The sequence below is a fragment of the Paenibacillus sophorae genome (assembly GCF_018966525.1).
Classification (GTDB): Bacteria; Bacillota; Bacilli; order Paenibacillales; family Paenibacillaceae; genus Paenibacillus_AQ; species Paenibacillus_AQ sophorae.
Window position 1 is genome coordinate 3,489,293 of sequence record NZ_CP076607.1, and the last position, 24,457, is coordinate 3,513,749.

Annotated in this window: 22 protein-coding genes; 20 read left to right on the forward strand and 2 right to left on the reverse strand. The window is 50.2% G+C overall.

Annotated elements, in window-relative coordinates:
* Positions 1-28 precede the first annotated feature (28 nt).
* The 13 genes from KP014_RS16490 to KP014_RS16550 all read left to right on the forward strand — a co-directional run bounded on the left by KP014_RS16490 (position 29) and on the right by KP014_RS16550 (position 15,522).
* Positions 29-901 carry an AraC family transcriptional regulator gene (locus KP014_RS16490; RefSeq protein ID WP_036591553.1) on the forward strand — a complete coding sequence of 291 codons (873 nt, stop codon included), beginning with the start codon at positions 29-31 and terminating at the stop codon, positions 899-901.
* 69 nt (positions 902-970) lie between these two features.
* The gene (locus KP014_RS16495; protein WP_036591555.1) at positions 971-1,951 is read left to right on the forward strand and encodes an aldo/keto reductase; all 981 of its coding nucleotides are present in this window, start codon (positions 971-973) and stop codon (positions 1,949-1,951) included.
* A gap of 597 nt (positions 1,952-2,548) precedes the next feature.
* Positions 2,549-3,505, forward strand: coding sequence for a cysteine synthase A (gene cysK / locus KP014_RS16500; protein ID WP_036591558.1), 957 nt, complete (start codon positions 2,549-2,551; stop codon positions 3,503-3,505).
* Positions 3,502-4,842: a nitrogenase component 1 gene (locus KP014_RS16505; RefSeq protein ID WP_036591562.1), complete on the forward strand. Its 1,341-nt coding sequence runs from the start codon at positions 3,502-3,504 to the stop codon at positions 4,840-4,842. The genes cysK and KP014_RS16505 overlap by 4 nt, the downstream gene beginning before the upstream one ends.
* Before the next feature lie 46 nt (positions 4,843-4,888).
* Positions 4,889-6,427, forward strand: coding sequence for a nitrogenase component 1 (locus KP014_RS16510; protein WP_090833940.1), 1,539 nt, complete (start codon positions 4,889-4,891; stop codon positions 6,425-6,427).
* Positions 6,428-6,445: 18 nt separating this feature from the next.
* Positions 6,446-7,321 carry an ABC transporter ATP-binding protein gene (locus tag KP014_RS16515; RefSeq protein ID WP_090833941.1) on the forward strand — a complete coding sequence of 292 codons (876 nt, stop codon included), beginning with the start codon at positions 6,446-6,448 and terminating at the stop codon, positions 7,319-7,321.
* A gap of 79 nt (positions 7,322-7,400) precedes the next feature.
* Positions 7,401-8,279: a nitrogenase iron protein gene (nifH, locus tag KP014_RS16520; protein ID WP_036591639.1), complete on the forward strand. Its 879-nt coding sequence runs from the start codon at positions 7,401-7,403 to the stop codon at positions 8,277-8,279.
* A 222-nt stretch (positions 8,280-8,501) separates the two neighbouring features.
* The gene (locus KP014_RS16525; RefSeq protein WP_216700374.1) at positions 8,502-9,356 is read left to right on the forward strand and encodes an ABC transporter permease; all 855 of its coding nucleotides are present in this window, start codon (positions 8,502-8,504) and stop codon (positions 9,354-9,356) included.
* A 61-nt stretch (positions 9,357-9,417) separates the two neighbouring features.
* Positions 9,418-10,413, forward strand: a complete 996-nt coding sequence (locus tag KP014_RS16530) for an ABC transporter substrate-binding protein (protein ID WP_216700375.1) — start codon at positions 9,418-9,420, stop codon at positions 10,411-10,413.
* A gap of 50 nt (positions 10,414-10,463) precedes the next feature.
* A complete protein-coding gene (locus tag KP014_RS16535; RefSeq protein WP_216700376.1) occupies positions 10,464-11,246 on the forward strand; it encodes an ABC transporter permease in 783 nt (260 codons plus the stop codon).
* Positions 11,247-11,316: 70 nt separating this feature from the next.
* Complete coding sequence (locus KP014_RS16540; protein WP_051499633.1) at positions 11,317-13,347, forward strand: 2-hydroxyacyl-CoA dehydratase; 2,031 nt, start codon at positions 11,317-11,319, stop codon at positions 13,345-13,347.
* A 42-nt stretch (positions 13,348-13,389) separates the two neighbouring features.
* On the forward strand, positions 13,390-14,274 hold the full coding sequence (locus tag KP014_RS16545; RefSeq protein WP_051499635.1) for an acyl-CoA dehydratase activase: 885 nt from the start codon (positions 13,390-13,392) through the stop codon (positions 14,272-14,274).
* 27 nt (positions 14,275-14,301) lie between these two features.
* Positions 14,302-15,522 carry a 2-hydroxyacyl-CoA dehydratase subunit D gene (locus KP014_RS16550; protein ID WP_051499637.1) on the forward strand — a complete coding sequence of 407 codons (1,221 nt, stop codon included), beginning with the start codon at positions 14,302-14,304 and terminating at the stop codon, positions 15,520-15,522.
* Positions 15,523-15,669: 147 nt separating this feature from the next.
* Here KP014_RS16550 and KP014_RS16555 read toward each other — a convergent pair whose 3' ends face one another.
* A complete protein-coding gene (locus KP014_RS16555) occupies positions 15,670-16,875 on the reverse strand; it encodes an MFS transporter (RefSeq protein WP_090833942.1) in 1,206 nt (401 codons plus the stop codon).
* A gap of 150 nt (positions 16,876-17,025) precedes the next feature.
* On the opposite strand from KP014_RS16555, the gene KP014_RS16560 reads away from it, so the two are divergent.
* From KP014_RS16560 to KP014_RS16590, 7 genes are all read left to right on the forward strand, one after another.
* On the forward strand, positions 17,026-17,922 hold the full coding sequence (locus KP014_RS16560) for a LysR family transcriptional regulator (RefSeq protein ID WP_036599151.1): 897 nt from the start codon (positions 17,026-17,028) through the stop codon (positions 17,920-17,922).
* A 205-nt stretch (positions 17,923-18,127) separates the two neighbouring features.
* Complete coding sequence (locus KP014_RS16565; protein WP_036599153.1) at positions 18,128-19,237, forward strand: acyltransferase family protein; 1,110 nt, start codon at positions 18,128-18,130, stop codon at positions 19,235-19,237.
* Positions 19,238-19,282: 45 nt separating this feature from the next.
* Complete coding sequence (locus tag KP014_RS16570; protein WP_216700377.1) at positions 19,283-19,447, forward strand: hypothetical protein; 165 nt, start codon at positions 19,283-19,285, stop codon at positions 19,445-19,447.
* 326 nt (positions 19,448-19,773) lie between these two features.
* Positions 19,774-20,568, forward strand: coding sequence for an SDR family NAD(P)-dependent oxidoreductase (locus KP014_RS16575; protein ID WP_036599156.1), 795 nt, complete (start codon positions 19,774-19,776; stop codon positions 20,566-20,568).
* Positions 20,569-20,606: 38 nt separating this feature from the next.
* Positions 20,607-21,773 (forward strand): iron-containing alcohol dehydrogenase, encoded by a 1,167-nt coding sequence (locus KP014_RS16580; protein ID WP_036599159.1) that lies wholly within the window; start codon positions 20,607-20,609, stop codon positions 21,771-21,773.
* Positions 21,774-21,824: 51 nt separating this feature from the next.
* The gene (locus KP014_RS16585) at positions 21,825-22,115 is read left to right on the forward strand and encodes a putative quinol monooxygenase (protein WP_036599161.1); all 291 of its coding nucleotides are present in this window, start codon (positions 21,825-21,827) and stop codon (positions 22,113-22,115) included.
* A gap of 183 nt (positions 22,116-22,298) precedes the next feature.
* On the forward strand, positions 22,299-23,510 hold the full coding sequence (locus tag KP014_RS16590; RefSeq protein ID WP_036599164.1) for a multidrug effflux MFS transporter: 1,212 nt from the start codon (positions 22,299-22,301) through the stop codon (positions 23,508-23,510).
* A gap of 81 nt (positions 23,511-23,591) precedes the next feature.
* Here KP014_RS16590 and KP014_RS16595 read toward each other — a convergent pair whose 3' ends face one another.
* On the reverse strand, positions 23,592-24,437 hold the full coding sequence (locus tag KP014_RS16595) for a sulfurtransferase (RefSeq protein ID WP_036599166.1): 846 nt from the start codon (positions 24,435-24,437) through the stop codon (positions 23,592-23,594).
* Positions 24,438-24,457 lie beyond the last annotated feature (20 nt).

The following is a 24,457-nucleotide window of genomic DNA, read 5'->3' on the forward strand; positions in this document are numbered from 1 at the left end:
AAAATACACGGAATTTCTGGAGGAGCGCATGGAAAAGCTTTTGAAGAACTTTAGCCGGTACGATGAACTGCACTATGGGTTTCAAACCGATTTGATCCGGATTTTATATTATGATCTGCCGGAGCGTTATTACGAGCAGTATTCTTCGTATGAATGCTCCAAGCTGTGCACGATTTTGGACGGGGAGAAGGAAGTGCGGATTAATAAAACGGAGAGCTTTCAATATGGATCTGATGAAATGATTCTGCTTCCGCCGCACTCCTCGGTCGAAATGTCCATAGAGCGCCAGACGAAAGCGCTTGTGTTCGAGCTGGGTGACGAGCTGATCGAGCGCCTGGAGCCGGTGGTGGGCGAAGAGTTCGGGCTTGCGGAGAAAGCGACGGTCGGAGATGTCGTACGGTGCGGATTGAAGACCAATGAGATGGACCCTGTGGTCAAGGCAATCAGCAGAATGAAGACCTACATGGCATACCCAGGAGACAGCAAAATCTTTCTGGTCGACCTTGCGGCGCAGGAGCTGGCTTATCATCTGCTGCGCATCCGGGCCTTCCGGCTGAGTCTGCATAACGACAGCAAGCATCCCGTGTTCCGCGCCATCCGCGACATTCACTCGCAATTGTTAACGCTTGCATCTGTGAAAGAGCTGGCAGGCAGCTATAATATGTCGCACACTCATTTTACCCATCTGTTCAAAAAGATAACGGGTCTTGCCCCACTCGAATACATCACCCGCGAAAAAATGAAACTCGCTAGTAAGCTGCTTCAGGAGCGCACGGTTACGGAGACGGCGATGCACCTGAATTACGACAACATTTCCCACTTCATCGCCTTGTTCAAAAGACAGTTCGGCATTACGCCAAAGCAGTACCAGATCAGCCGCCAGCCTGAAAATGTGCTATAATTGCACCTCTCAGGTGTTCTGAACATCGTGATAGTAGGAGCGAAAAAATAGAATGGAGAGTGATTGTGAGTGAAGACAAGAATGCTCGGCGAACTTGAAGTTTCCATACTTGGGCTCGGATGCATGGGCATGTCGGATTTTTACAGCGGACGGGACGAAGAAGAGTCCATTCGCACCATTCACCGTTCTTTGGAACTGGGCGTCTCGTTCTTTGATACGGCCGCTGACTACGGAATCGGGAAGAACGAGGAACTCCTCGGAAAAGTGTTGAAAGGGCACCGCCACGAAGCGGTCATCGCGACGAAATTTGGCATTGTGCGCGGTGCTGACGATGCGTTTCTCGGCGCAAACGGCCGGCCGGAGTATATCAAATCCTCCTGTGAGGCAAGTCTGCGCCGTCTTGGCACCGATTATATCGACCTCTACTACCAGCACCGGGTCGATCCCGATACCCCTATCGAAGAAACAGTCGGCGCAATGTCGGATTTGGTGCGCGAGGGAAAGGTCCGGTACATCGGGCTGTCCGAGGCGGCTCCGGCTACGATACGGCGCGCTAACACTGTTCATCCGGTCACAGCTTTGCAGACGGAATATTCGCTTTGGAGCCGGGAAGTGGAGGACGAAATATTGCCGACTTGCCGTGAATTGGGCATAGGTTTCGTTGCCTACAGCCCGCTGGGAAGGGGATTTCTGACTGGACAAATTCAGAAGTTCGAAGATTTGGCGGAAGATGATTACCGCCGGTTCTCTCCCCGTTTCCAGGGAGGACATTTTCAGAAAAATCTCGATCTCGTCGCAAAGATTCGGGAAATCGCCAAAGAAAAAGGCTGCGAGCCATCTCAGCTTGCGCTATCTTGGCTGATTGCCCAAGGAGAGAATATCGTGCCGATACCAGGTACGAAACGCAGAAAATATTTGGAGCAAAATGTTGGCGCTCTCGACATAATGCTGACTGAAACAGAGTTGGCCCTCATCGAAGAAGCGCTCCCTAAAGGCACCGCATCCGGGGAACGCTACCCGGAGACGGCCATGAAAGGCGTGAACTTATAAAAATTTTGCGGGGCCGCTGTTCGCTGCCTCGCTTTTTTGCGTTACTCATTCGAATAGAGATAAGAGTCCTGCCACACTCCTCTTATGTTTATATGCTCTCTCGAGTGCCCCTCTTTCGTCATGCCTATTACAATAACCGATCTCTCCGTTGGTTCCGTCTATATAAATACAGCAGTTGCCGATAATTTCCATGAACCCATAGCGACACCTCTCAGTTCGATTTACTTTGTATTTCGCGATATTTTCAAAATTCCCTTTAGTTGAAACCATAATTGAAAGAATTTGAAAAAAGTTCATTGACAGACTGGGCAATCTTCTCTATAATCCACATTATCCATTAATTCACATTGAAATAATATGAATTTAGCAATAAGCTGACCGGACCCCCGGAAGCTGAGCCTCCAATGACTTTGGAGCGCTTAGCTTCCTTTTTTTATCCGCTTGATTGTGATTATTATCACATATATTGCTGTTTCATTTACACTCGTATGCCAACCAGTTCACTGGAGGCTTGAACTTGACCATTGATGGCGGGGGCAAGTCTCTTTTTTATAACCTGCAACTTTTGTTGTGCAAATTGAAATGGAGGAACATGGAATGACAAGAATCGCTAGTAAACTTACGGATCTGATTGGCAACACTCCGCTGCTAGAGCTCAAGGCCTTCAGTGAGGAAAATAAGCTGGGTGCGTCGGTAATTGCAAAGCTGGAATACTTCAATCCGGCAGGGAGCGTAAAGGACCGGATTGGATATGCGATGATCAAGGATGCGGAGGAACAGGGCCTGATCGGTCCTGGGACCGTTCTGATAGAGCCTACAAGCGGTAATACCGGAATCGCGCTTGCTTTTGTAGCTGCGGCCCGCGGATACCGGCTGATCCTGACGATGCCGGACACGATGAGTATAGAACGCCGCAATTTGCTGAAGGCGCTGGGCGCGGAGCTGGTGCTGACTCCTGGTGCGGAGGGCATCAAGGGCTCTGTCCGCAAGGCGGAAGCGCTGGCGGCGGTTACCCCGAATTCGTTCATCCTGCAGCAGTTCAATAATTCGGCCAATCCTAAAATCCACCGTCAGACGACTGCCGAGGAAATATGGCGGGATACAGACGGAACAGTAGATATCTTCGTCAGCGGAGTCGGAACCGGGGGGACGATAACCGGAGTAGGAGAAGTCCTGAAAGAGCGGAATCCGGATGTGAAGATTGTGGCTGTAGAGCCGTTTGATTCTCCGGTTCTCTCGGGCGGAAATCCGGGTCCGCACAAAATTCAGGGACTTGGCGCCGGATTCGTTCCGCTCATTCTGAACCGGGAAATCATCGACGAGGTGTACAAGGTACGGAACGAAGAAGCTCTGGAAACAGCGCGGGAATTGGCGAGCAGCGAAGGGCTGCTGGTAGGCATCTCCTCAGGCGCAGCGGTCTTTGCAGCTTCTCAGTTGGCCAAACGGAAAGAAAACAAGGGTAAAAATATTGTCGTACTGCTGCCGGATACCGGCGAACGCTACTTATCGACCGTGTTGTTTCAGGAACCGGCGCAAACAGGAGGTTTATCATGAGTAAAGTAATTGAAAGACCGCGTTATGTATGCGCCCTTGGCGGCGCGATCGGCACCATCCAGTCACTGCCCCGGGCGATTCCGATTCTTCATTCCTCATCCGGCTGCGGCGGAAATCTGGCGGGAGCCTTAAGCGGAGCTTCGGGGTATAACGGCGGCAATTATTGCGGCGGCCAGGCGCTCCCGAGCTCCAACGTATCCGAGCGGGACATTGTGTTCGGCGGCGAAGGCCGGCTGCAGGAGCAGATCGAGAACACGCTGAAGGTAATGGATGGGGATTTGTATTTTGTAGTTACGGGCTGCATGGTTGAAATGATCGGCGACAATGTTCATGCGGTAACCAAACGCTTCAAGGGCGGAGAATTACCAGTACTGGCAGCGGAAACGGTCAGCTTCAAAGGAAACTCCTATTACGGTTACGAGCTGGTCCTTGAGACCTTATTCCGAGATTTTGTGGAAAAGACCACGGAAAAAGACGCTAAGACGGTCAATTTGTGGGGCGTCGTTCCGATGCAGGATGTGTTCTGGAAAGGCAATCTTGGTGTGCTGAAGAATTTGCTTAAGAAGCTGGGCTTTGAGACCAATACGTTCTTCGGTCAAGGCGAGACTTTGGACAACCTGAAAAATGCCGCCAAGGCAAGCCTCAACATCGTTGTGTCGGACGCATACGGGATCGAAGCGGCTAAAGTATTCGAAGAGGTACACGGTGTTCCTTATCTGACGGTTCAATTGCCGGTTGGCGATCACGGCACTTCGCGTTTCCTCCGTACAGTGGGCAAGGCTCTCGGCGTCGATGACATCAAGATCGAGAAATTGATCCAGGAAGAAAGAAAAGCGTATTACCCTTACCTGGAGCGACTGGCTGATGTGTACAATGACCTCGATTTCCAGCGCTATGCCACCGTGGTCGGCGATCCCAATTACACACAGGCGCTGACGCGGTTTCTTGCTGACGATCTGGGCTGGCTGCCGGAGCTGGTTGTGATTACCGACATTTTGGGGGAGGAACAGAAGGAACGCGTTCTTGCCACGTTCGGCGATTACGAATCCGGGCTGCGTCCGGAAATTGTGTTCGATGAGGATGCCTCAAGTGTCGGCGGATACATCAACCGTCACTGGCCGCAGAATCAGGGGCAGAAATATTATAAAGGGTTTGCGCCCGGCGTTATTCTGGGAAGCGTCATGGAACGCGACACGGCGGAACAATTCAAAGCGCCGCTGCTGCCGGTCACTTACCCTATATCAAACCGAGTAGTGCTGAATCGGGCCTACGCCGGATATACGGGCGGACTTACTCTTGCCGAGGATGTTCTGAGTCTGGTTGTCGCGCATCGTTAACAAGCGGTTTGTTTCTTATTTCATATACATTAGGAGGTTTGCGAAAGTGGATTATATCAAACATAAAGTACCGCCGGTGCGTGAAGATCGCCTGATGGCCTGCCAAGCTTATGGAGGAACCTGTGGTGATCTATCCAAAGATTCCAAGAAAGGCTGCCTTTACGCCAGCAAGCGCACCTTCTCTCAGACCCAGGGCTGCCAGCTGAACCTTAGTCTGGGTATGATCAGCTCGATGCGCGACGCGGTGATGGTCATTCACAGTCCGATAGGCTGCGGCGGCAATCTAATCCAGAACGCCGGGATTAATAAAGTATTTCAGAAGCTTCGTCAGGAATCGGCGGTTGGCCTGCGCTGGATTAACACCAACCTTAGCGAAGTGGATGTAATCAGCGGAGGCGAAGCCAAGCTGCGGCAGGCCGTGCTCAAAGCCGAGCGGGAATTCCGCCCGAGCGCCATTCTTGTATTTAACAGCTGTGTGCCGGCCCTGATCGGCGATGATATTGACGGTATTCTGGATGATCTGCAGAAGCAGGTATCGGCCAAGATCGTCCCGATCCACTGCGAAGGCTTCAAGACCAAAATTCAGGCAACCGCCTATGATTCCGTCTATCACGGTCTGATCCGCAATCTCGTCGGTGAAGACAAAGGCTCAAAGCCGGAAGTCGTTCGCACGCTAGAGGAAGAAGCCGAACACCAGGCTGTAATCAGCAAGACGGTTAATCTGCTCAATGTCGGGTCGATGAGCCGCATTGATGAGGAGGAACTGGTGCGGCTGCTCAAGGCTCTTGATCTCAATGTACGAATCCTGCCTTCTTATTCGCATCCCGATGATTTTACCTATGCTCATGAAGCGGCCCTCAATGTAAGCATCTGCGCAACGCATGATGATTATTTCGTGGAGCATTTCCAGCAAATGTACGGTATTCCTTATGTAATGCGGACGATTCCAATCGGTATCGCCAATACAAATAAATGGCTGCGCGATATCGCTTCCTTCTTCGGCATCGAAGAACAGGCTGAGAAACTGATTGCCGCAGAGACGGCGGAGCTGAACAAGGCGATTGAACCGTTTAAAGCTGAGTTCAAAGGGAAAACGGCGTTTCTTACCGGCGGTGAGGTTCGGATATTGACCACAGCGGAGCTGCTGCATAATCTCGGATTTGAGATCCTGGGCCTGCGGGGCTATCATTTCGACAAATACGGCGAGATTCTCCTGGATGAATATTTGGAAGATGTTCCTAATTCGGAAAAAGCGATCTTTAATATCGGTTCGGGCCAAGTGTTCGAGCAGGCCAATCTGCTCAGCAAGATCACTCCTGACTTATTCGTTGGCCATATCGGCGTTAACGGCTCTGCAGCCAAGCAGGGATATCCGATTTTCCCGCTGTTTGGGCAAAGTGACGATTACCTTGGATACAAGGGCGTGTTTGAAGTAGCTACACGGGTCAGCCGCATTTTGAAAAATCCGGCTTTTAACAAAAATCTTGGCAGCAACACGAGATTGCCTTACCGGGATAGCTGGTATGAGCAGGACCCGTTCACGTATATTGACGATTCGGCTAGTGTAGCCGCCCGCATTGGATAACAGAGAGGAGAATGGGAAATGGCCGCAACTGAAGCAAAAATTACGGTGAGCGGGGTCACCCGCAGATATTCGATCCGGCTGAATAAAGATGAGGAGAAGAAGCAGTTTACCGCATTGCAGGACGTGGATCTGGAAGTAAGACCCGGTGAGTTCCTGACCATCGTAGGACCCAGCGGCTGCGGAAAATCAACACTGCTGGATCTTATAGCCGGGCTTGCCACACCGACGGAAGGCGAACTGTATATTGATGGAAAAAGAATTACCGGCCCCGCTCTGGATCGGGGAATCGTCATGCAGGGCTACGCCTTATTTCCTTGGCGGACGGTTCGCCGCAATGTGGAGTTTGGTCTTGAAATCAAGAAGGTTCCCAAAAAAGACCGGAAAGCCATCAGTGACCGGTTTCTGGAGCTTGTCGGGTTAAGCAATTATGGAGACCGTTACCCGTATGAACTGTCAGGCGGGATGAAGCAGCGGGTAGCCATTGCCCGGGCTCTGGCCTATGATCCTGAAGTTCTGCTTATGGACGAGCCGTTTGCGGCAGTGGATGCCCAGACCCGCGAGACGCTTCAGGATGAGTTGCTGCGGATCTGGGAACAGACCGGAAAGACGATTATTTTTGTTACCCACAGTATCGATGAAGCTGTCGCTCTTGCCGATCGTGTTGTGGTGATGTCTCCGAATCCCGGCAGGGTCCGCGAAATCGTTCCCGTTTCTCTGCCTCGTCCGAGAAGTGTAGGAGATGTGCAATCCACCGCCGATTTCAGCTGGATCCGGCACCGGGTATGGGAACTGCTGCAGGGAGAGACGGCCGCAGCCAAACCGCCGGCCAAGCCAGCCGTGGCCCAAGCGCCGCTTGAGCTTGCCGAGCAGCTCTCCTCATCGGCGGCACTATAATCCGGCAAGGGGAATAACAGTAAGGCGTTGTCCCATTCCAATGTTTAAAATGCGTATAACAAAGAAGGAGTGCTACTTCATGGCTAAAAAAATAAAACAAATCGCAATCTACGGCAAGGGGGGAATAGGTAAGTCAACGACAACCTCCAACATTAGCGCGGCTCTGTCGGTGGCAGGCTACAAGGTAATGCAGTTCGGCTGCGACCCGAAGAGTGATTCTACCAACACGCTGCGCGGCGGCGAATATATTCCCACTGTACTAGATACGTTAAGGGATAAGCAGATTGTGAGAGCGCATGACGTTATTTTTGAAGGGTTTAATGGAATTTACTGCGTGGAAGCGGGCGGACCGGCTCCGGGTGTCGGCTGCGCGGGAAGAGGGATCATCACATCTGTCTCTCTGCTTAAACAGCAGAAAGTCTTCGAAGAGCTTGATCTGGACTATGTCATTTATGATGTCCTTGGGGACGTAGTTTGCGGGGGATTTGCCGTTCCTGTACGGGAAGGCATTGCCGAGCACGTATTTACGGTTACCTCCGCCGATTTTATGGCACTTTATGCGGCTAACAACCTTTTTAAAGGAATTCATAAATACTCTACCGAGGGCGGTGCCTTGCTTGGCGGGGTTATTGCCAATTCGATCAACGCTCCTTACGCCAAGGAGATCGTTGATGATTTCGTTGCCCGTACGCATACGCAGGTGATGGAGTATGTACCGCGTTCGGTATCCGTGACGCAGGCTGAGCTGCAAGGGAAGACGACCATTGAAGCGGACCCGGACTCCAAGCAAGCGCAGATTTACAAATCCCTGGCCCAGAAAATCGTAAACCATACCGAGTCTAAAGTTCCAGTTCCTCTGGAAACCAGCGAACTGCGAGAGTGGGCTTCCAATTGGGGTAAACAACTGGTGGAATTGGAAGCCGGCGTGTTATCTCCAGCGGCGGCAGGCAATTTGTAAGATATCAATAATATCAATTGAATAATCGATATTCTCTAAACCGACTTTTTAGGAAGAGGTTAAAACGACGCTTTAACGGCGGAGTTTTAACCTCTTTGTCTTTCAGGTGCAAATGCAGCAAGTTTCGTACTGCAACCCACTTTTCCAAAAGAGGTTAAGCAGCCGTTCCCCAACCGGCGAGCTTAACCTTTTTTAATTTTACAAAAAGGGAGTGAATGTTAAATGTCAGAGATCGACGATGGAACCAGGCTCCGGTCTTATCAGGGAAACCGGATTCATCATAAGTCTGCCCGCACAACGACAGCCGCCCTCACTTTCCTGAAGGGTGCCGCCGAGAAATCCGCTATCATGCTGCTGATCATCTCGGTTTGGGAGGCGCTGCCGCGTCTTGGACTTGTTGATCCGTTCCTGCTGCCGCCGTTCAGCGAAGCCGTCATAAGCCTGCTGCGCCTGTTCCAGTCGGGTGAGATGTTCCGGCATATCACTATAAGCCTTGGACGTTCGGGACTCGCATTTATCGCTGCCGTTGCCTTCTCCATCCCGGTCGGCACCTTCATGGGCTGGAACAAACGGATCGAGCGAATCGTTGATCCGCTGCTTCAGGTATGCCGCAACACGTCGACTCTTGCATTGTATCCGGTTTTTATTCTGTTCTTCGGTCTGGGTGAGACATCAAAGGTCGCTATCATCCTGTGGGGGACCGTATGGCCGATTCTGCTGAACACGATATCCGGCGTGAAGGAAGCGGATCCGCTGCTCATTAAATCGGCGAGATCCATGGGTATTTCCCGAACCGGATTGTTTCTCAGGGTCGTCTGGCCAATGGCGCTGCCCTCCATTCTGACAGGACTCCGTCTCAGTGCCGCTACCTCAATTCTGATGCTGGTGGCCGCCGAAATGCTTGGCGCGGATAAGGGGCTTGGGTTCATGATTTTTTATTACCAGGAGAGATACGCCATCCCCGAAATGTTCGGAGGCATTATCTTTATTTCCGTCCTGGGCGTCCTGATCAACTATTGTTTAGTCCGTCTGGAGAGCAGGATGACCCGCTGGAAGGAGCGGACAGTCAAAGGTTAGCAAGACTAGAACAGGAAAAGAGGGATAGGAGAGCATGCTGAATCTAAAAAGAATCAGACCTGTGAAACCGATTGCACTGCGAGCGCTTCTCTTGCTGATGACCGGGGCGACCATTCTTGCGGGTTGCGGCAATGACACGGATTCCGCGAAAGCGGGAAGTTCTGGAGAACAATTGGATGTCGTGCGGCTGGCCACACCGACCAATCTGACCGGCATCTCCACCTACTATGTGGCTGATGAGCTGGGATTTGCGAAGGATGCCGGACTGAAATTCGATTTTATCGGAGCCGTTGAACCCGGACAGTTGGTTGCGTCGGTAGTCGCGGGCAAGCTTGATGTCGGCGGCGCTCATATCAACCGAACCATTGCCGGTATCAGCGCGGGAGCCAAAATCAAGGCGGTTGTAGCCCAGACCGAAACGACTGAGGCCGTTCCGCATATGAGCTTCGTAACCACCAAAGACAGCCCGATCAAGTCAGCGGCGGATATTGTCGGCAAGAAGGTGGGCATCGCCAAATTTGGTGGCTGCAATGAGTATACGCCTTATGCTTATCTGCTGAAAAATGGCATCAAGGACCCCAAAGGCAAATTCGAAATTGTCATTGCGCCCGAAATCAAGCTGGAGCAGGCGCTGCTGCAGGGCGATGTCGATCTTATCGGTCTGCATGAGAATCCGTCGACAATTATCAAGCGTGGCAATTTGAGAGTCGTCTTCACAGATTATGACGTCTGGAATACCATCGGAGGCGCCACACCTCTCTATTTCTCCCAGAAATTCATCAAGGAGAAGCCGGATGTGGTCAGACGCTTCGTGGATGTCATCAGCAAGACCAATGATTATGTCAATGCGAATCCGGAAAAAGCGATTGAGATTACAGCGAAACGAGGCGATATTGATCCGGCCAAAATCAGGGCGAACTATTACGCCCCCCACGGTGAAATCAAAGAAGAATCGGCAAAGGTCTGGATCGACCTGTTGACCAAATTCAATGAGATCAAGCCGGGCATCAAGCCTGAGGATATTTTCACCAACGAATTCAACGATACGCTGAAATGATCCGTCCTGCCTGACCTGCTGCACACCAATAAGGAAAGGAAGGTCCGTCAGTGAAAATAAAAGCCATAACAAGGCTCAAGTCCGCTTCCGAACGGTGGGCGGCGATTGTGGCGGTATGTATTGCCTGGGAGGCCGTTTCCCGGAGCGGCATGGTCAAGGATTTCATCCTTCCTCCATTCACCCGGGTCGTTTATAAGCTGTTCCAGCTGCTTGTTACGGGCCAGATGTGGCCCGACATCGGGGCCAGCATGCAGCGGTCTGCCTCCGGCTTCGCGATCTCGGTTCTGGTCGCTATCCCGCTCGGGTTCCTGACCGCTTGGTCGCCGAGAGTCCGGCGGGTGCTGGACCCAGTCATGCAGTTCATGCGCAATACGCCGACACTGGCACTCTATCCCGTGTTCATTCTTGTCTTCGGGCTTGGCGAATTGTCGAAGGTGGCGATTATTTTCTGGGGCGGGGTGTGGCCCGTCCTCATGAATACGGTGGAAGGAGTCAACCGAACAGATCCGCTCCTTATCAAGTCCGGCCGCTCCATGGGCGCTTCGCCGCTGACGCTGTTCTTCCGGATTATTCTGCCGTCTGCTCTGTCTTTCATTTTTACCGGCATTCGGCTCAGCGCTTCCCGCTCGATCATCATTCTGGTCGCTGCCGAGATGCTCGGAGCGGACAAGGGTCTCGGGTTTCTGATCTTCTCCTCCGAACAGAACTACAAGGTGGAACAGATGTATGCCGGTATTATTGTCCTGATCCTTCTGGGAGTGCTTGTCAATTTCCTTCTGGTCCGTTGGGAGAAGCGAATCACACGCTGGAAACAGGAAATTTCCGGGTCGTGATACGTCCCGGAAGTTCCGTACCATACAACGCAGTAACTGTATTTCAATTCCATAATACGAGGTGTTAAACATGCGGATTCAAGATGTAGTGGATGAAAGGCTGCTGGATACGTTAAACGGCGGCACTGTGATTGGCATTGACATCGGGTCGAGAACCGGCAAAGCGGTGCTTCTGTCCGGCGGGGAGGTGTACACGAGCTCGGTCTATACCGGGATCAATATGCAGGATACGGCCGACGAGCTGCTGGAGGATTTGCTGGACAAATCGGGTCTCGAACGTTCGGACATTAGCTATATCGTTGGTACGGGATACGGACGAATCGCTTTGCAGTATACTGACATTCCGACCCAGATCGTAACCGAAATCTCCTGCCACGCTATGGGCGCCCACTATTTGAACACGGATGTCCGGACGATCGTGGATATCGGGGGTCAAGACTCCAAAGCCATTCGGGTAGACCCGCTGACCGGAAGCGTTGTCGAATTCGTCATGAACGATAAATGCGCAGCCGGTACCGGACGCTTTCTGGAGAAGGTCGCTGAAATTCTGGAGCTGTCCATCGATGAGCTTGGGCAAGAAGCAGTGAAGTCTGATGCGCCTTCCGAAATCAGCAGCCAATGCGTCGTGTTTGCAGAGTCGGAGGTCATTTCCCTCCGGGCCAAAGGCGCGACGCGGCAGGATATCGCCGCCGGTATTCACTTCGCCTCGGCCAAGCGCGTCCGCAACCTGCTTAAACGGGTCGGGATCGAACCGGGCCTGATCTTCTCCGGAGGCGTCTCGAATAATGTCGGCATGAGGAAGGCGCTTGAGGAGCTTTCCGGCCATCCTCTGATTGAAGCCAAAATCGACACGATCTTTGCAGGTGCTCTGGGAGCTTCGATTCATGCTCTTAATTATTCCAAGGCTGCCGTCACTTCGGTCAAAGAAGCGGAGGACGTGTTCCGGGTTGACCTCACCGGCGTGGAGAACCGGATTGCCGAACGGCAGGAACAACTGGTTGCCAATGCCGACGACCGCAAAAAAGTCGGTTATCTGTGCTCCTATACGCCGCTTGAAATGATCAGCGCCGCAGGTGTCAACCATATCCGGTTGTTCAAAGCGGGCAATACTGAAACGGTGGCAAGCGGCGAACAGATCACGCAAAGCGTATTCTGCGATTTCACGAAGAGCATTCTCGGCGCCTTCAAAGAGGAAGATCCATTGTACACTTCGCTGGATAAAATCTACACCTTCTACACCTGCGACTGCATCAAAACCATTGGTGAAGCCATAGGGGAGTTCTTTACGTCGGCTGACATTTATACACTCCCCCGGATTAAGGACAAGCCGTCTTCACGTGATTTCTACAATTCCCAAATTCTAAGCTTCAAAGCCGATTTAGAGCAGTTGTCAGGCAATATCATCACTGACGGCGAGCTGAGCGTACAGATCCGGCTGTATAACCAGGTGCGCAAGCTGCTGACCCAAATCTCCGAACTGCGCAAACGTCCCAATCCGCCGATCTCGGGCAAAGATTACCTCGACTTGATCAAAGCCTTCTATTATCTGCCCGCTGAAGAGCTTCTCCCGCTGTACCAGGGAATCTATGACAAACTGGCTGCGGTGCCTGTCCGTGAAGACCGGCCGATCCGCCTGTTCATGGCGGGGGGCATAATCGCGGACGGCGACCGGAAGCTGATTGAGCTGATCGAGGATGAACTCGGGGCCAGAATTGTCGCCGAGGATCATTGCACCGGGCTGAAAATCGCCTCCGGCTATATCAGTGAGGAAGGTGATCCTTACCGGGCTCTGGCGGAAGGATATATCGATCAGACTCCATGCGCCCGAATGAAGCCGCTCCAGGAACGCGTGGAGATTTCGGGAGCGCTGGCAACCGAGTATCAAGCGGATGGCGTGCTGTACGCTTATCTCAAATTCTGCCCGTGCTACGGACAGGTCAAGAATGAATTCTTCCGGCACTATCAGCAGCTTGGTCTTCCGGTTCTTGAACTGCCGATCGATTATTCCAAGAGCGATCAGGGCCAGCTCAAGACCCGGCTTGAGGCTTTTATCGAAGTGCTGAGGGAGCGTAAAGGTCTGGCCGCAATCGGAACGGCTTGAGGAACAATATGAACCGCATATTTTTGAAAGGGAGATGAACGTATGAGCGATTGGAAAGAGATCATCGACGGAGACCTGGTGTCTACGATTACCGGAGATATCGCGGTCGGGCTGGATCTGGGGTCCAGAACGGGAAAAGGCGTGCTGCTGGCCGGAGGCAAGCTGTATACGGCGATTACCCCCACGGGTGTATACATGCAAGAGACGGCGGACAAGCTGCTGGACAGACTGCTGAAGCAGTCGAAGGTTGCGAGGGAGGATATTGCCTACATTGTCGGCACGGGGTACGGCCGTGTTGCGCTGAGCTTCGGCGAGATCGGGCACAAAATCGTGACCGAAATCTCCTGCCACGCCATGGGCTCTCATTACCTGAATGCCAAGGTGCGGTCGATTGTGGATATCGGCGGCCAGGATTCCAAAGCGATTCGGGTTGACCCGGCTACAGGCAAGGTTATCGAATTTATTATGAACGACAAATGTGCAGCAGGAACCGGGCGGTTTCTGGAGAAAGTCGCTCACCTGCTGGATCTGACGCTGGAGCAGCTCGGTGCTGAAGCGCTGAATGCTGATGCTCCCGCCGATGTCAGCAGCCAATGTGTAGTTTTTGCCGAATCCGAAGTAATCTCCCTGAAAGCAAAAGGCGTATCCGCCGCCAATATTGCCGCCGGCATCCACCTGGCTACGGCGCGCCGCGTCCGCAATCTCGTCAATCGGATCGGGCTCGAACCGGATCTCGTCTTCTCGGGAGGGGTATCGAACAACCCCGGTATGACGAAAGCGCTGGAGGAGCTGCTCGGGCATCCGATCAGCAAGGTCAAGCTCGACACGATCTATGCAGGAGCGCTCGGAGCGGCCATATTCGCTCAGAAGGCGGCATCCCGCAGCGAATCGGATTTGAACGATTTTGCCCTGTTGAATACAAAATAAATCATTTTCTTGAGGAGGAAAATGTCAATGTCGACGATACTGACAAGCGAGGCCCAGGAACAGCTCAATCATATCCGCCACAGCCGGGATGTCGTTCATGCTTATTCGCCTGCGATCCAAAAGCTGTTCAATCTGGTCATCGATTATGTGGACGATGCGGAGAAAGCCGGACGTAGCGGCAAAAAAGTCATATGGGCCGGTGTGCCCTGGGCGATGCCGCTGATCTACTCTACCGGAGCCATCCCGGTCGCTTTCTCGGAGGTGGGCCGGATCAGCGGACAAGAAGCGATAACGATCTCGGAGGACCATTATCAGATGCCTGCCGAGACCTGCTCGATGGTCAAAGCAACCGCGGGCGAGTGGTATCTGCGGAAGCAGGCAGGCTCCTCAATCACACGTATTTTCGGTTCATCCTCCGCCTGCGAGCCGTACAACTTGGCTTGGGAAGTGATGAAGAAGGAAGGCTTCGACGTCTATACTAGCGATGTGGTCTACCGGGCGCCGGGGGTGAATGGTGAGCGTTACGAGGAGCTGGTCCATTATTTTGTGGACGAAATCCGGGAATTCAATGAATGGTTGACCGGAACTAAGGAGATTGATAAGGACAGCCTGCAGCGGGAGATTATCCGCAAGAACTATCTCATGCGCAGAATACGGGAAATCATGGACCTGCGGCTGAATCACCCGTTCTATGTAAAAAGCCTCGGAATCATGTATCTGCTGAACGGGCTTACCCATTACTTCGGCAAACCCGAAGAATATACCGAGGTTCTGGACAGTCTGGTTGAGGAGTTATCGCAGCTTGAGGCGAACGAGGCCGATCAAAGACGGGCCATTCCGCTGATCTGGACAGGAGGCAACGGACAGGAGTTCGGGATTTACGACGCCATTGATAATGCTGGCGGGGCGCTGCTCGGATTTGTAAGCTCACCTTATGCCAAGGATTATAACGAAGATATCGATCCGATCGAATCGCTCGCCCGCTTCCAGCTTGAGAGTCAGATGGCTGGAGCCTCGATCTACCGGCGTCACGTCATCGAGCAGCAGATTGACAAAATTGGCGCCCGCGGCCTGATTCTGTACGGGTACCTGGGCTGCTCGTTCGGCAGTGTCACCAGGGAGATGTACAGAGAGTATTTCCATAACAAAGGCATTCCGAGCATTAATCTGGAAGGAACTTTCCAGGTCGGACCGCCAAGCGGACAAATCCTAACCCGCATTAGAGCCTTTATCGAGATGTTGTCTTGATCAAAAGAGAGGAACGGTTCGCGGGTATGAGACTTGGCACAGCCATTTTGACCAATGTGCAAGTGTAAGAGAATAGGGACGGCCTGGTATCGGGCACGTCCCTTTTACTTATCCGATTATAAAGCCGGGGCCGAATGTGTGAAGTTTCTACTTTAACTGCAAACGCCGCAGGTGGATGGCTCCTCCCGCAAGCGAGGAAACTACAATAGCGGCTGCCAGTAGAACACAGGCATAATAAACCAGGCCAGTCCAGCCTAAATGGTGAAGAAACAGGCCGCCCGACCATCCGACCACGCTGGAACCTCCGTAATAAAAGAGCAAATAAAGAGAGGAGGCCTGCGCTTTGTGCTCGGAATCCGCCACCAATCCTACCCATCCGCTTGCAATCGAATGTCCGGCAAAAAAGCCAAAGGCGACCAAAGCGACTCCTAATATTTTGACGGCCAAATTTGGAATCAGAGTAAACAGTGTCCCCGTCGCAAAAATTGCGATCGCTATGGCGATGATTTGCGAACGCGGATGATGATCCGCCAATTTGCCGAACCACACGGAGCTCCATGTTCCGACCAAATTGACGACAAACAGAAATCCGAAGACGGTTTGGCTTAAATAGTAGGGCTTGGATGTAAGCGGATAGCCGATATAGTCCAGAATCATGATATAGACGCCCATCAACAAAAATCCGGTGATGAACAGCATGATCAGCCGCTTGTGAAGCAAGTTGCCGATCATCCCTGTCTTCCACAGTTTAAAAGACTGCCTGTGTGAATGGAAATTTCGCGATTCCGGAAGATACATCCAGAAGGAGAGGCTGAGCAGCAAGCTTATCATACCAAGAATCATCATCGCGATCTGCCAATCAAATAAGTCGGTTAATGCTCCGATAACGATGCGTCCGACAAATCCGCCGATGGCCGTTCCGGCAATGTAGCTCCCCATGACTCTCCCGATGTCCTTCGAATGAAATTCTTCATTTAGATACGCCATCGCAATTGAGGGGAACCCTGAAATACAGACGCCTTCCAAGAACCGGATGATCAGAAATATGGTAAATTGATGACAAAAAGCGGATAAAACCGTTAGGAAGGATGTCAGCAGCAGGGATAAGCTCATTAATTTTTTTCTCTCCAGAGCACTGGATAGCGCAGAAATCAGAATGAGGCCGATACCCAGACCGATTGTGGCGAGGGAAATAGAGGCTCCCGCCGTTGCCGGCGAAATATGATATTCCTTGGAAAAGAGACTGATCAGCGGCTGCGGGCTGTATAAAACAGCGAAAACTACAATGCTTCCCATCAACATGCTTGCCGAAGCCCTGCGATGGTCAGAGCTTCCGATTTCGATCACGTTCATGCATATTCTCTCCCGTCCGTCTACATACTGGCTTTTTTCATCTTTCTTAGTTAGCCAAAGCAAGTATAAAATGAAGAGAACCTAAATGTATAATGCATTATTTTCATTGCTTTCATATATTTTATGTAATAGAAGTGAGGGAATAAGACCGTGGAATGGCAGCAGCTCGAATATTTTGAAGCAACCGCGCGTTTGCAGCACATGACGTTGGTGGCTCAGACGCTTAACATTACGCAGCCGGCTCTAAGCCGGTCCATCGCCAGACTTGAGACGGAGCTTGGCATTCCGCTTTTTGAAAGGGAGGGGCGGTCGATCCGGCTTAACCGCTATGGCCAGCTTTTTCTAAGCCATATTGAACGTATTCTTGAGGAATACCGGATGGCCAAGGATGAGATTGACGCTCTGCTGAATCCGTCGCAAGGAGAAGTCTCTCTGGGGTTTCTGCACACGCTAGGAATTCACCACATCCCAGATTTAATCGGCAAGTTTCGGCGTACTCATCCCCATACCCGGTTTCAGCTTTATCAGAGCAGCACACAGCATCTTCTGGAACAACTCATCTCCGGCGAGATTGATCTGTGCATGGCTTCGCCTCAGGATGCCAACTTGCGTATGCGCTGGGCCGGATTGTGGTCGGAGGAATTATTCATAGCGGTGCCAGCCGGACATCGGCTTGCAGGTTCATCGCAGGTGGCGTTGTGCGAAATAGGTCAGGAACCTTTGATCTCTTTTAAAGAGGGGTACGGACTACGCATCATAACCGATAATCTGCTGCAAGAGTCGGGCATATCTCCGCCTATCGTTTTTGAGGGGGAAGATGTCGATACCGTCGCCGGGCTGGTCGCCGCGGGACTTGGCGTTGCCATTTTGCCAAAATACAGCGGATTGGATCAGGAAGAGTTATTCTGGGTGTCAATAGAAGACCAATCCTGCCGCAGAGAAATAGGAATCGCGTGGATGGAAGACCGGTTTCTGTCCCCGGCGGCAGAACGGTTCAAACAATTTGTGCTGGACTATTATTCGAAGGAACAATGCGGATATATATAAGGCCAAGTCCTAGCCCCAAAAGCCGCCATCCGAATTTATTTGCCCCGCACCCTTTTGATGCGGAAAATACTTGCTTATCGGATCATCAAGCTGGATGGGCTTTTTCTCAACCGTCTTAAATTTCAGCTTGATATATTTGGAAATATACCCGACAATAGTTCGTGGGGGAAGGATACATATCGCTCGAGGATTTATGCTAAAAAGAATGTATTATCTCGATAATCTTCGTGTTTTTCTGACTATGCTTGTCATCGTCTTTCATACGTCTATCGCATATGGCGGATCTGGGTCTTGGTATTTTGAGGATGTAGATAAATCCCAATTAAATGCAACGATGGTCATTCTGACTATTTTCACGGCGGTTTGCCAAGCTTTCTTTATGGCGCTGTTCTTTTTCATATCTGGTTACTTTACGCCAAAATCGTATGACCGAAAAGGGCCATTCCGATTTTTGTCTGACCGCTTGCTACGGTTAGGCATTCCCATGGTGCTCTATATGTTATGGATAGGCCCTTCTACCATTTATCTTGCCGAATATCGGCATGAACAAACGTATACTGAATTTTTCCGGGAATCTATATTGCACTTTAAGATTATTAATTTCGGACCCCTCTGGTTCGCGGAGGCGTTGATTTATTTCGCTTTTTTCTATGTGCTTTACCTTATGATTTTCAAAAAAAGTGAAGACGCCTCAGCACGTTCCATCGCTTTCCCGACAGGAGCAAGGCTTTTGGGATTCGCGCTTGGAAGCGGGCTCGCCGCTTTCCTTACTCGGTTTATATTTCCGTTGGGCACGGGTCCCATGGAACTGCAGCTGGGTTATTTTCCATTATACATACTGCTCTTCATTGCCGGCATCTTGGCCTATCGCCATAACTGGCTTGAACAAATTCCGTCTTTGCTCAGCAAAATATGGCTGCGTACTGCCCTCATACTGATTCCGGTTTTCCCCCTGCTGCTCATTTTGACGGGAGCGTTGAACGGTAATCTCACGTACAGCGGCGGGTTTCATCTTCAGGCTTTCCTCTATGCGATGTGGGAACCGTTTATCTGCTTCGGCATCTGCCTGGGGCTGCTTTTTTTGTTTCGACGCCGGATGAACAAGGCTTCCAGGATTATGGAAAGGTTGGCGAAGCTGGCCTTCACGGCTTATATCATTCACCCTGTTGTCGTCGTGAGCTGTACGCTGGTTATGCATCATGTAGACCTGGCTCCGCTACTTAAGCTTATTATTGTCGCACCCGTTTCCGTAGTTCTCACCTTTGCCGCATCACAGGTTATTTACAAAATCCCTTATGCAAGCAGGATCTTGTAACATCGAATAATAAGGTTTCGGAACGAATCAACTAGTTATAGAGAAGTGGTTGCCAAATTCAAGGAGCACGATCATTCATCAGCGAAGCTGTTGAACGAAAAGCCCAAAAAGAGAAGCGACAACGTGAAGCAGTACAAGCGGATGAGAGATGAAGTGAATGCTGACTGGATTAATGTAGTTGTCAACTGGCGGGGCTGCTGGAGTCGATGAACAAGAAGGTGAAGGCTTATCGATCGGTATGCCCCAGCGACCCCAATTGGCTGATCGTGTGTTTTTATGTTCAAATAATAGGTACTTATTAGTAACTATATTACTTTTAAGTGCCTATATTACAAAAAAGTATCTACTTTTCATTCGTGTCTGATAGATCTATAATGGCAAATGCTCATCAAAATTAAGGTGTACTTCAGTTTCGGTTCAACATCAATTTACTTAGGGTCGTGAAGCGACTCGGTAATTCCGGGTTTCCATTCAACGGCTTGACGTTGATTGCTTATGGACTTGACGGGTACATAATGACACGAAGGAGAATGTTTATGGAATTGAACTTGAAAAATAAATTAGTTCTTATTACAGGATCGACGGCGGGGATTGGTAAAGGAACAGCCGTAAGCTTTTTGAAAGAAGGCGCCAAAGTTATTATTAACGGTCGCTCTGAAGAAAATGTTAAAGCAACGGTTAAAGAACTCTCCGCACTCGGAACGGTTTATGGAATTGCCGCAGACGTTGCCGATAATGCGGAATGCGAGAAACTCATCAATAAAGTGAACGAAATCGGAGATTTGGATGTCTTGATTAATAATACGGGTGTTTTTACCGTAAAGCCTTTTGTTGATGTGACGGATGAGGAATGGCTGGAATACTACCAAATTAATCTGATGAGCGCTGTTCGTTTATCCAGAGCATTCCTGCCCAAGATGATTGAACGCAATGCGGGACGAATCATTAACGTTGCAAGTGAAGCCGGAATTAAACCCTATCCCGAACTTATTCCGTATGGTATATCTAAAACTTCGCTCATTACGCTTTCAAGAGGTTTGGCGGAAGTGGCCAAAGGAACAAATGTAACGATCAACTCGGTTCTCCCAGGACCGACGTGGACGGAAGGATTCGGCACTTTCATTACAGATCTGGCTAAAGAGAATGGAAAAGATCTGGATACTTTTATCAAAGATTACTTTAAGTATGACCAGCCGACTTCTCTGATTCAGCGTTATGCCACAGTCGAGGAAGTAGCAGATACCATTGTATTCCTTGCATCCGATAAAGCATCAGCCATCAACGGTGCGGCTCAAAGAGTTGAAGGCGGGATTATCCAAAGCATTTTGTAATCACACGGCCGAAGCAATAGAAAAAGGAGGAGTACCATATGAATCCCTTTGAATTTAATAATCCTACCAAAATCCTTTTTGGACGCGGGCAAGTCGAAGAAATTAAAAATGAAATTCCATCCTATGGACGGCGGGTTTTGCTTCTATATGGGGGTGGAAGTATTAAAAAGAATGGGCTGTACGATCAAGTGATTAAAGCCCTGTCTGAAATTACAGATGTTCATGTGGTGGAACTGAGCGGAGTGGAACCCAATCCGCGATTAACAACGGTGAATAAGGGAATTGACCTTATCAAAGAAAATAATTTGGATTTTATTCTTGCTATTGGTGGCGGAAGCGTAATTGATTGTGCAAAAGCTATCTCTGTAGGCGTCTACTACAAAGGCGACGTATGGGATATTGTAACGAATAAGGCAACAGCGACAAAAGCCGTTCCTATCGGTACTATTTTGACTATCTCTGCGACAGGATCAGAAGTCAACAGCGGTTCGGTCATTACGAATTGGGAAGAAAAGGATAAACGATTTTTTGTCTCCGATCTTACCTTCCCTAAGTTCAGTGTTCTGGATCCGGAAAACACTTTTTCCGTACCCAAGAACCAGACGGTCTACGGCATGGTAGACATTATGTCCCATGTTTTCGAGCAATACTTTCATGCTTCCTCCAATGCTCCGCTGCAAGAACGGTTCGGTGAATCCATCCTGCAGACAACTATGGAAGTTGCGCCCAAGTTGATTAATGATCTCAATAATTACGATTACCGCGAAGTCATTATGCTCAACGCATCATTAGCTTTAAATGGCATTCTATCGATGGGTGTGCAGACAGATTGGGCGACCCATCTGATCGAGCATGCGGTCTCAGCTGTTCATGACATTCCTCATGGCGGCGGATTAGCAATCTTGTTCCCTAATTGGATGGAATTTGTCGCTTCCAAGAGACCGGAAAAAGTGGCTCAATTAGGGATTCGCGTTTTTGGAATTGATGCCAAAGACAAAAATGACTCTGATGTGGCGACAGAGACGATTCAAAAATTGCGTGAGTTTTGGAGTTCGCTAGGGGCGCCTGAGAAACTTTCCGATTATGGAATCGATAGTACAGAAATTGATTTAATGATTGAAAGAGCAATGGTGGCCGAAACCCTAGGAAGTTATGTCCCTTTAAATAAAAACGATGTGGAGACTATTTTAAGAAAATCATTGTAATCCTATAACGAAGTTTCTCGTATAAGCTGTTAAAAGGGGAGTTGAAAGTAAATGAGCGCTATTTCTATTACAGCCATTCTTCAAGCAAAACCGGGAAAAGAGCAGCTTCTGCATCAAGAGTTAGTGAAAGTGGTAACACCTTCCAGATCGGAAGAAGGATGCATAAAGTATGTCCTTCATCAATCTATAGAAAATAATGCAGTTTTTGTGTTTTATGAAATCTGGAAAGATGAAGAGTCTATCAACTTCCATATTGAAACTGACCATTATAAGCAATTCCGGCGTAATATAGAGGATCTTATTGAGTCAAGGCAAGTACATCGATTGCGCGAAGTTAATTAATAATTGACTTGATATAAAGAACACAGAATTGGCCCTAAGCAAAATCTCTTGCTCAGGGCCAATTTCAATAAACTTAACCCCAAATACCGAGAAAAGGGTATCAGCCTATGGGTATCCCGGTTTATAATGAATCAAGTTAATTAGCTGTAAATATATTTGCATAAGTCAGGAGAAAATCAAACGATGTCTTTAACACAAAATGATAAACGGCTTAGACTTGTTTTGCTGTTAGGCGCTTTTTCGGCACTGGGTCCTCTTACAATCGATATGTATTTGCCTTCATTTCCTGAAATCGCTGCTGATTTTGGCGCCCGTGCTTCTCTGGTGCAGCTTAGTCTAACTGCTTGCCTAATAGGCTTAGGTCTGGGTCAAATCATTATGGGCCCTTTGAGTGACGTTCATGGAAGACGCAAGCCCATAATAATCTCACTTATTCTCTACTTGATCGCTTCATTTGTCTGCGCGGTCTCACCAAATATCATATATTTCATAGCAGCACGCTTTGTTCAAGGCTTTGCCGCCTCTGCAGGAATTGTTATTTCTCGGGCTATCATCCGCGATGTTTATAGCGGACCGGAACTCACCAAGTTTTTTTCACTGCTCATGTTAGTGAATAATATGTTTCCCTTAATTGCACCAGTGGCAGGAAGCGGCGTAATATCCTTTACTACATGGGTGGGTGTTTTTGTAGTCTTGGGTACTGTTGGATTGGCGTTAGTTATCCTTGCAACCTTGAACCTTAAAGAGACCTTGCCTGCTCAGAATCGAATTTCAGGCAACTTTGGTGAACTGATTAGAGGTATTCGAACCTTGCTAAAAGATCGTGAGTTTACCGGATACGCGCTGGCACAAGGGATTATGATCGGAGGGGTATTCGCTTATGTATCAGGGACTCCTTTTATCTACCAGAATATTTACGGTGCCTCTCCACAGCTGTTTGCAATTTTATTCGGATCGAATGGAATAAGCTTAATTATCGGTTCTCAAATCGTTGGACGCTTTACCCATGTGATCTCGGAGCGGCGATTCTTGTGTTTTGGATTGCTGTTATCCGGGGCGTCCAGCCTTGCGGCCTTACTTGTGATTCTTTTGAACGGCCCATTACTAGCATTAGTTATTCCGCTTTTCTTTTTTGTCGCATCTATCGGTACAACTTCAACAGCTTCCTTCTCTCTAGCGATGGAGTCACAAAGTCATATGGCAGGGAGTGCATCTGCGCTTCTTGGATTACTGCCTTTTCTGCTGGGAGCATGCACCTCTCCATTGGTTGGCATTGCCGGTGAATATACTGCAGTCCCAATGGGTGTTATTATCTTGTCGACCAGTTTATTGGCGATCCTTGCTTACTTTGGTCTTGCACATAAATCCCAAACAAGCTATTCTCCGTGCTCTTAATTCACAGACCCTCTGCAAAAAAAGGGCCGCAGCACCAGTGCCACAGCCCTTAAGCCCGCTTCAAACGCGGGCTTTTCATATTTATTCCTCTCCAGTCGCTACCGGATTCTCCTCATAGCTGATCCAGTCGCTCCAACTCCCGGCATACAGCCGCACCTTATCGTATCCAGCTCTCTGAAGAGCAAGCACATTCGGGCAGGCGGTAACGCCGGAGCCGCAGTAGACGATGACTTCGCGGCTGGGATCGATGTCGGCAAACTTCTCTTTCAGCGCGGCGGCGTCTTTCCATCGGCCCTGCTCGTCAAGGACATCCTTCCAGAACCGGTTGACCGCGCCCGGGATATGCCCAGCCTTGGCGTCGATCGATTCTTCGAGACCGGCATAGCGGCGCGGCTCACGCGAGTCGATCAACAGCGGAACGGAAGGGCCACCATCCTGCGAATATTTTCGGACTTCCTCTACACTTGCCAGCATTTCCGGATGGACCTCTGGCTCGTACGTGGTTGGAACTCGGAAAGGCTGGCTATCGCTTACCGGAAAATCCGCCGCCTTCCACGCCGAGTAGCCTTCATCCATAACAAAAACTTTGTCGTGACCCAAGTAGCGCAGCATCCACCACAGTCTGGAAGCGAATGCGCCGCCCTGGTCATCGTAAGCGACGACGATGCTGTCACGGTTAATGCCCGCTTGGCCCAGCACAGATGCGAGCGCAGCAGGTTCCGGCAAGGGATGGCGGCCCCCATGTGGGCCGACAGGGGCGGATAATTGCTCCTCCAAATGCAAATAAACGGCTCCAGGAATATGATCTTTCAGGTAGGCGCTGCGTCCCGCTTCGGGATCGGACAGCAGAAAGCGGCAATCCGCAATGACCAGCTCGGGTTCATACATCCGGGCCAGCAGCCAGCGGGTGGAAACGACGGAATCCATAATTTCAACCTTCCTCCCAA

What these genes read in the sequence shown, in the direction of transcription:
- KP014_RS16525 (WP_216700374.1), top strand. Translation starts at nt 8,502, where the DNA reads ATGTCAGAGATCGACGATGGAACCAGGCTCCGGTCTTATCAGGGAAAC.
- KP014_RS16595 (WP_036599166.1), bottom strand. Translation starts at nt 24,437, where the DNA reads ATGGATTCCGTCGTTTCCACCCGCTGGCTGCTGGCCCGGATGTATGAA.
- KP014_RS16505 (WP_036591562.1), top strand. Translation starts at nt 3,502, where the DNA reads ATGAGTAAAGTAATTGAAAGACCGCGTTATGTATGCGCCCTTGGCGGC.
- KP014_RS16550 (WP_051499637.1), top strand. Translation starts at nt 14,302, where the DNA reads ATGTCGACGATACTGACAAGCGAGGCCCAGGAACAGCTCAATCATATC.
- nifH (WP_036591639.1), top strand. Translation starts at nt 7,401, where the DNA reads ATGGCTAAAAAAATAAAACAAATCGCAATCTACGGCAAGGGGGGAATA.
- KP014_RS16590 (WP_036599164.1), top strand. Translation starts at nt 22,299, where the DNA reads ATGTCTTTAACACAAAATGATAAACGGCTTAGACTTGTTTTGCTGTTA.
- KP014_RS16575 (WP_036599156.1), top strand. Translation starts at nt 19,774, where the DNA reads ATGGAATTGAACTTGAAAAATAAATTAGTTCTTATTACAGGATCGACG.
- KP014_RS16545 (WP_051499635.1), top strand. Translation starts at nt 13,390, where the DNA reads ATGAGCGATTGGAAAGAGATCATCGACGGAGACCTGGTGTCTACGATT.
- KP014_RS16540 (WP_051499633.1), top strand. Translation starts at nt 11,317, where the DNA reads ATGCGGATTCAAGATGTAGTGGATGAAAGGCTGCTGGATACGTTAAAC.
- KP014_RS16490 (WP_036591553.1), top strand. Translation starts at nt 29, where the DNA reads ATGGAAAAGCTTTTGAAGAACTTTAGCCGGTACGATGAACTGCACTAT.
- KP014_RS16555 (WP_090833942.1), bottom strand. Translation starts at nt 16,875, where the DNA reads ATGAACGTGATCGAAATCGGAAGCTCTGACCATCGCAGGGCTTCGGCA.
- KP014_RS16515 (WP_090833941.1), top strand. Translation starts at nt 6,446, where the DNA reads ATGGCCGCAACTGAAGCAAAAATTACGGTGAGCGGGGTCACCCGCAGA.
- KP014_RS16565 (WP_036599153.1), top strand. Translation starts at nt 18,128, where the DNA reads ATGTATTATCTCGATAATCTTCGTGTTTTTCTGACTATGCTTGTCATC.
- KP014_RS16580 (WP_036599159.1), top strand. Translation starts at nt 20,607, where the DNA reads ATGAATCCCTTTGAATTTAATAATCCTACCAAAATCCTTTTTGGACGC.
- KP014_RS16585 (WP_036599161.1), top strand. Translation starts at nt 21,825, where the DNA reads ATGAGCGCTATTTCTATTACAGCCATTCTTCAAGCAAAACCGGGAAAA.
- cysK (WP_036591558.1), top strand. Translation starts at nt 2,549, where the DNA reads ATGACAAGAATCGCTAGTAAACTTACGGATCTGATTGGCAACACTCCG.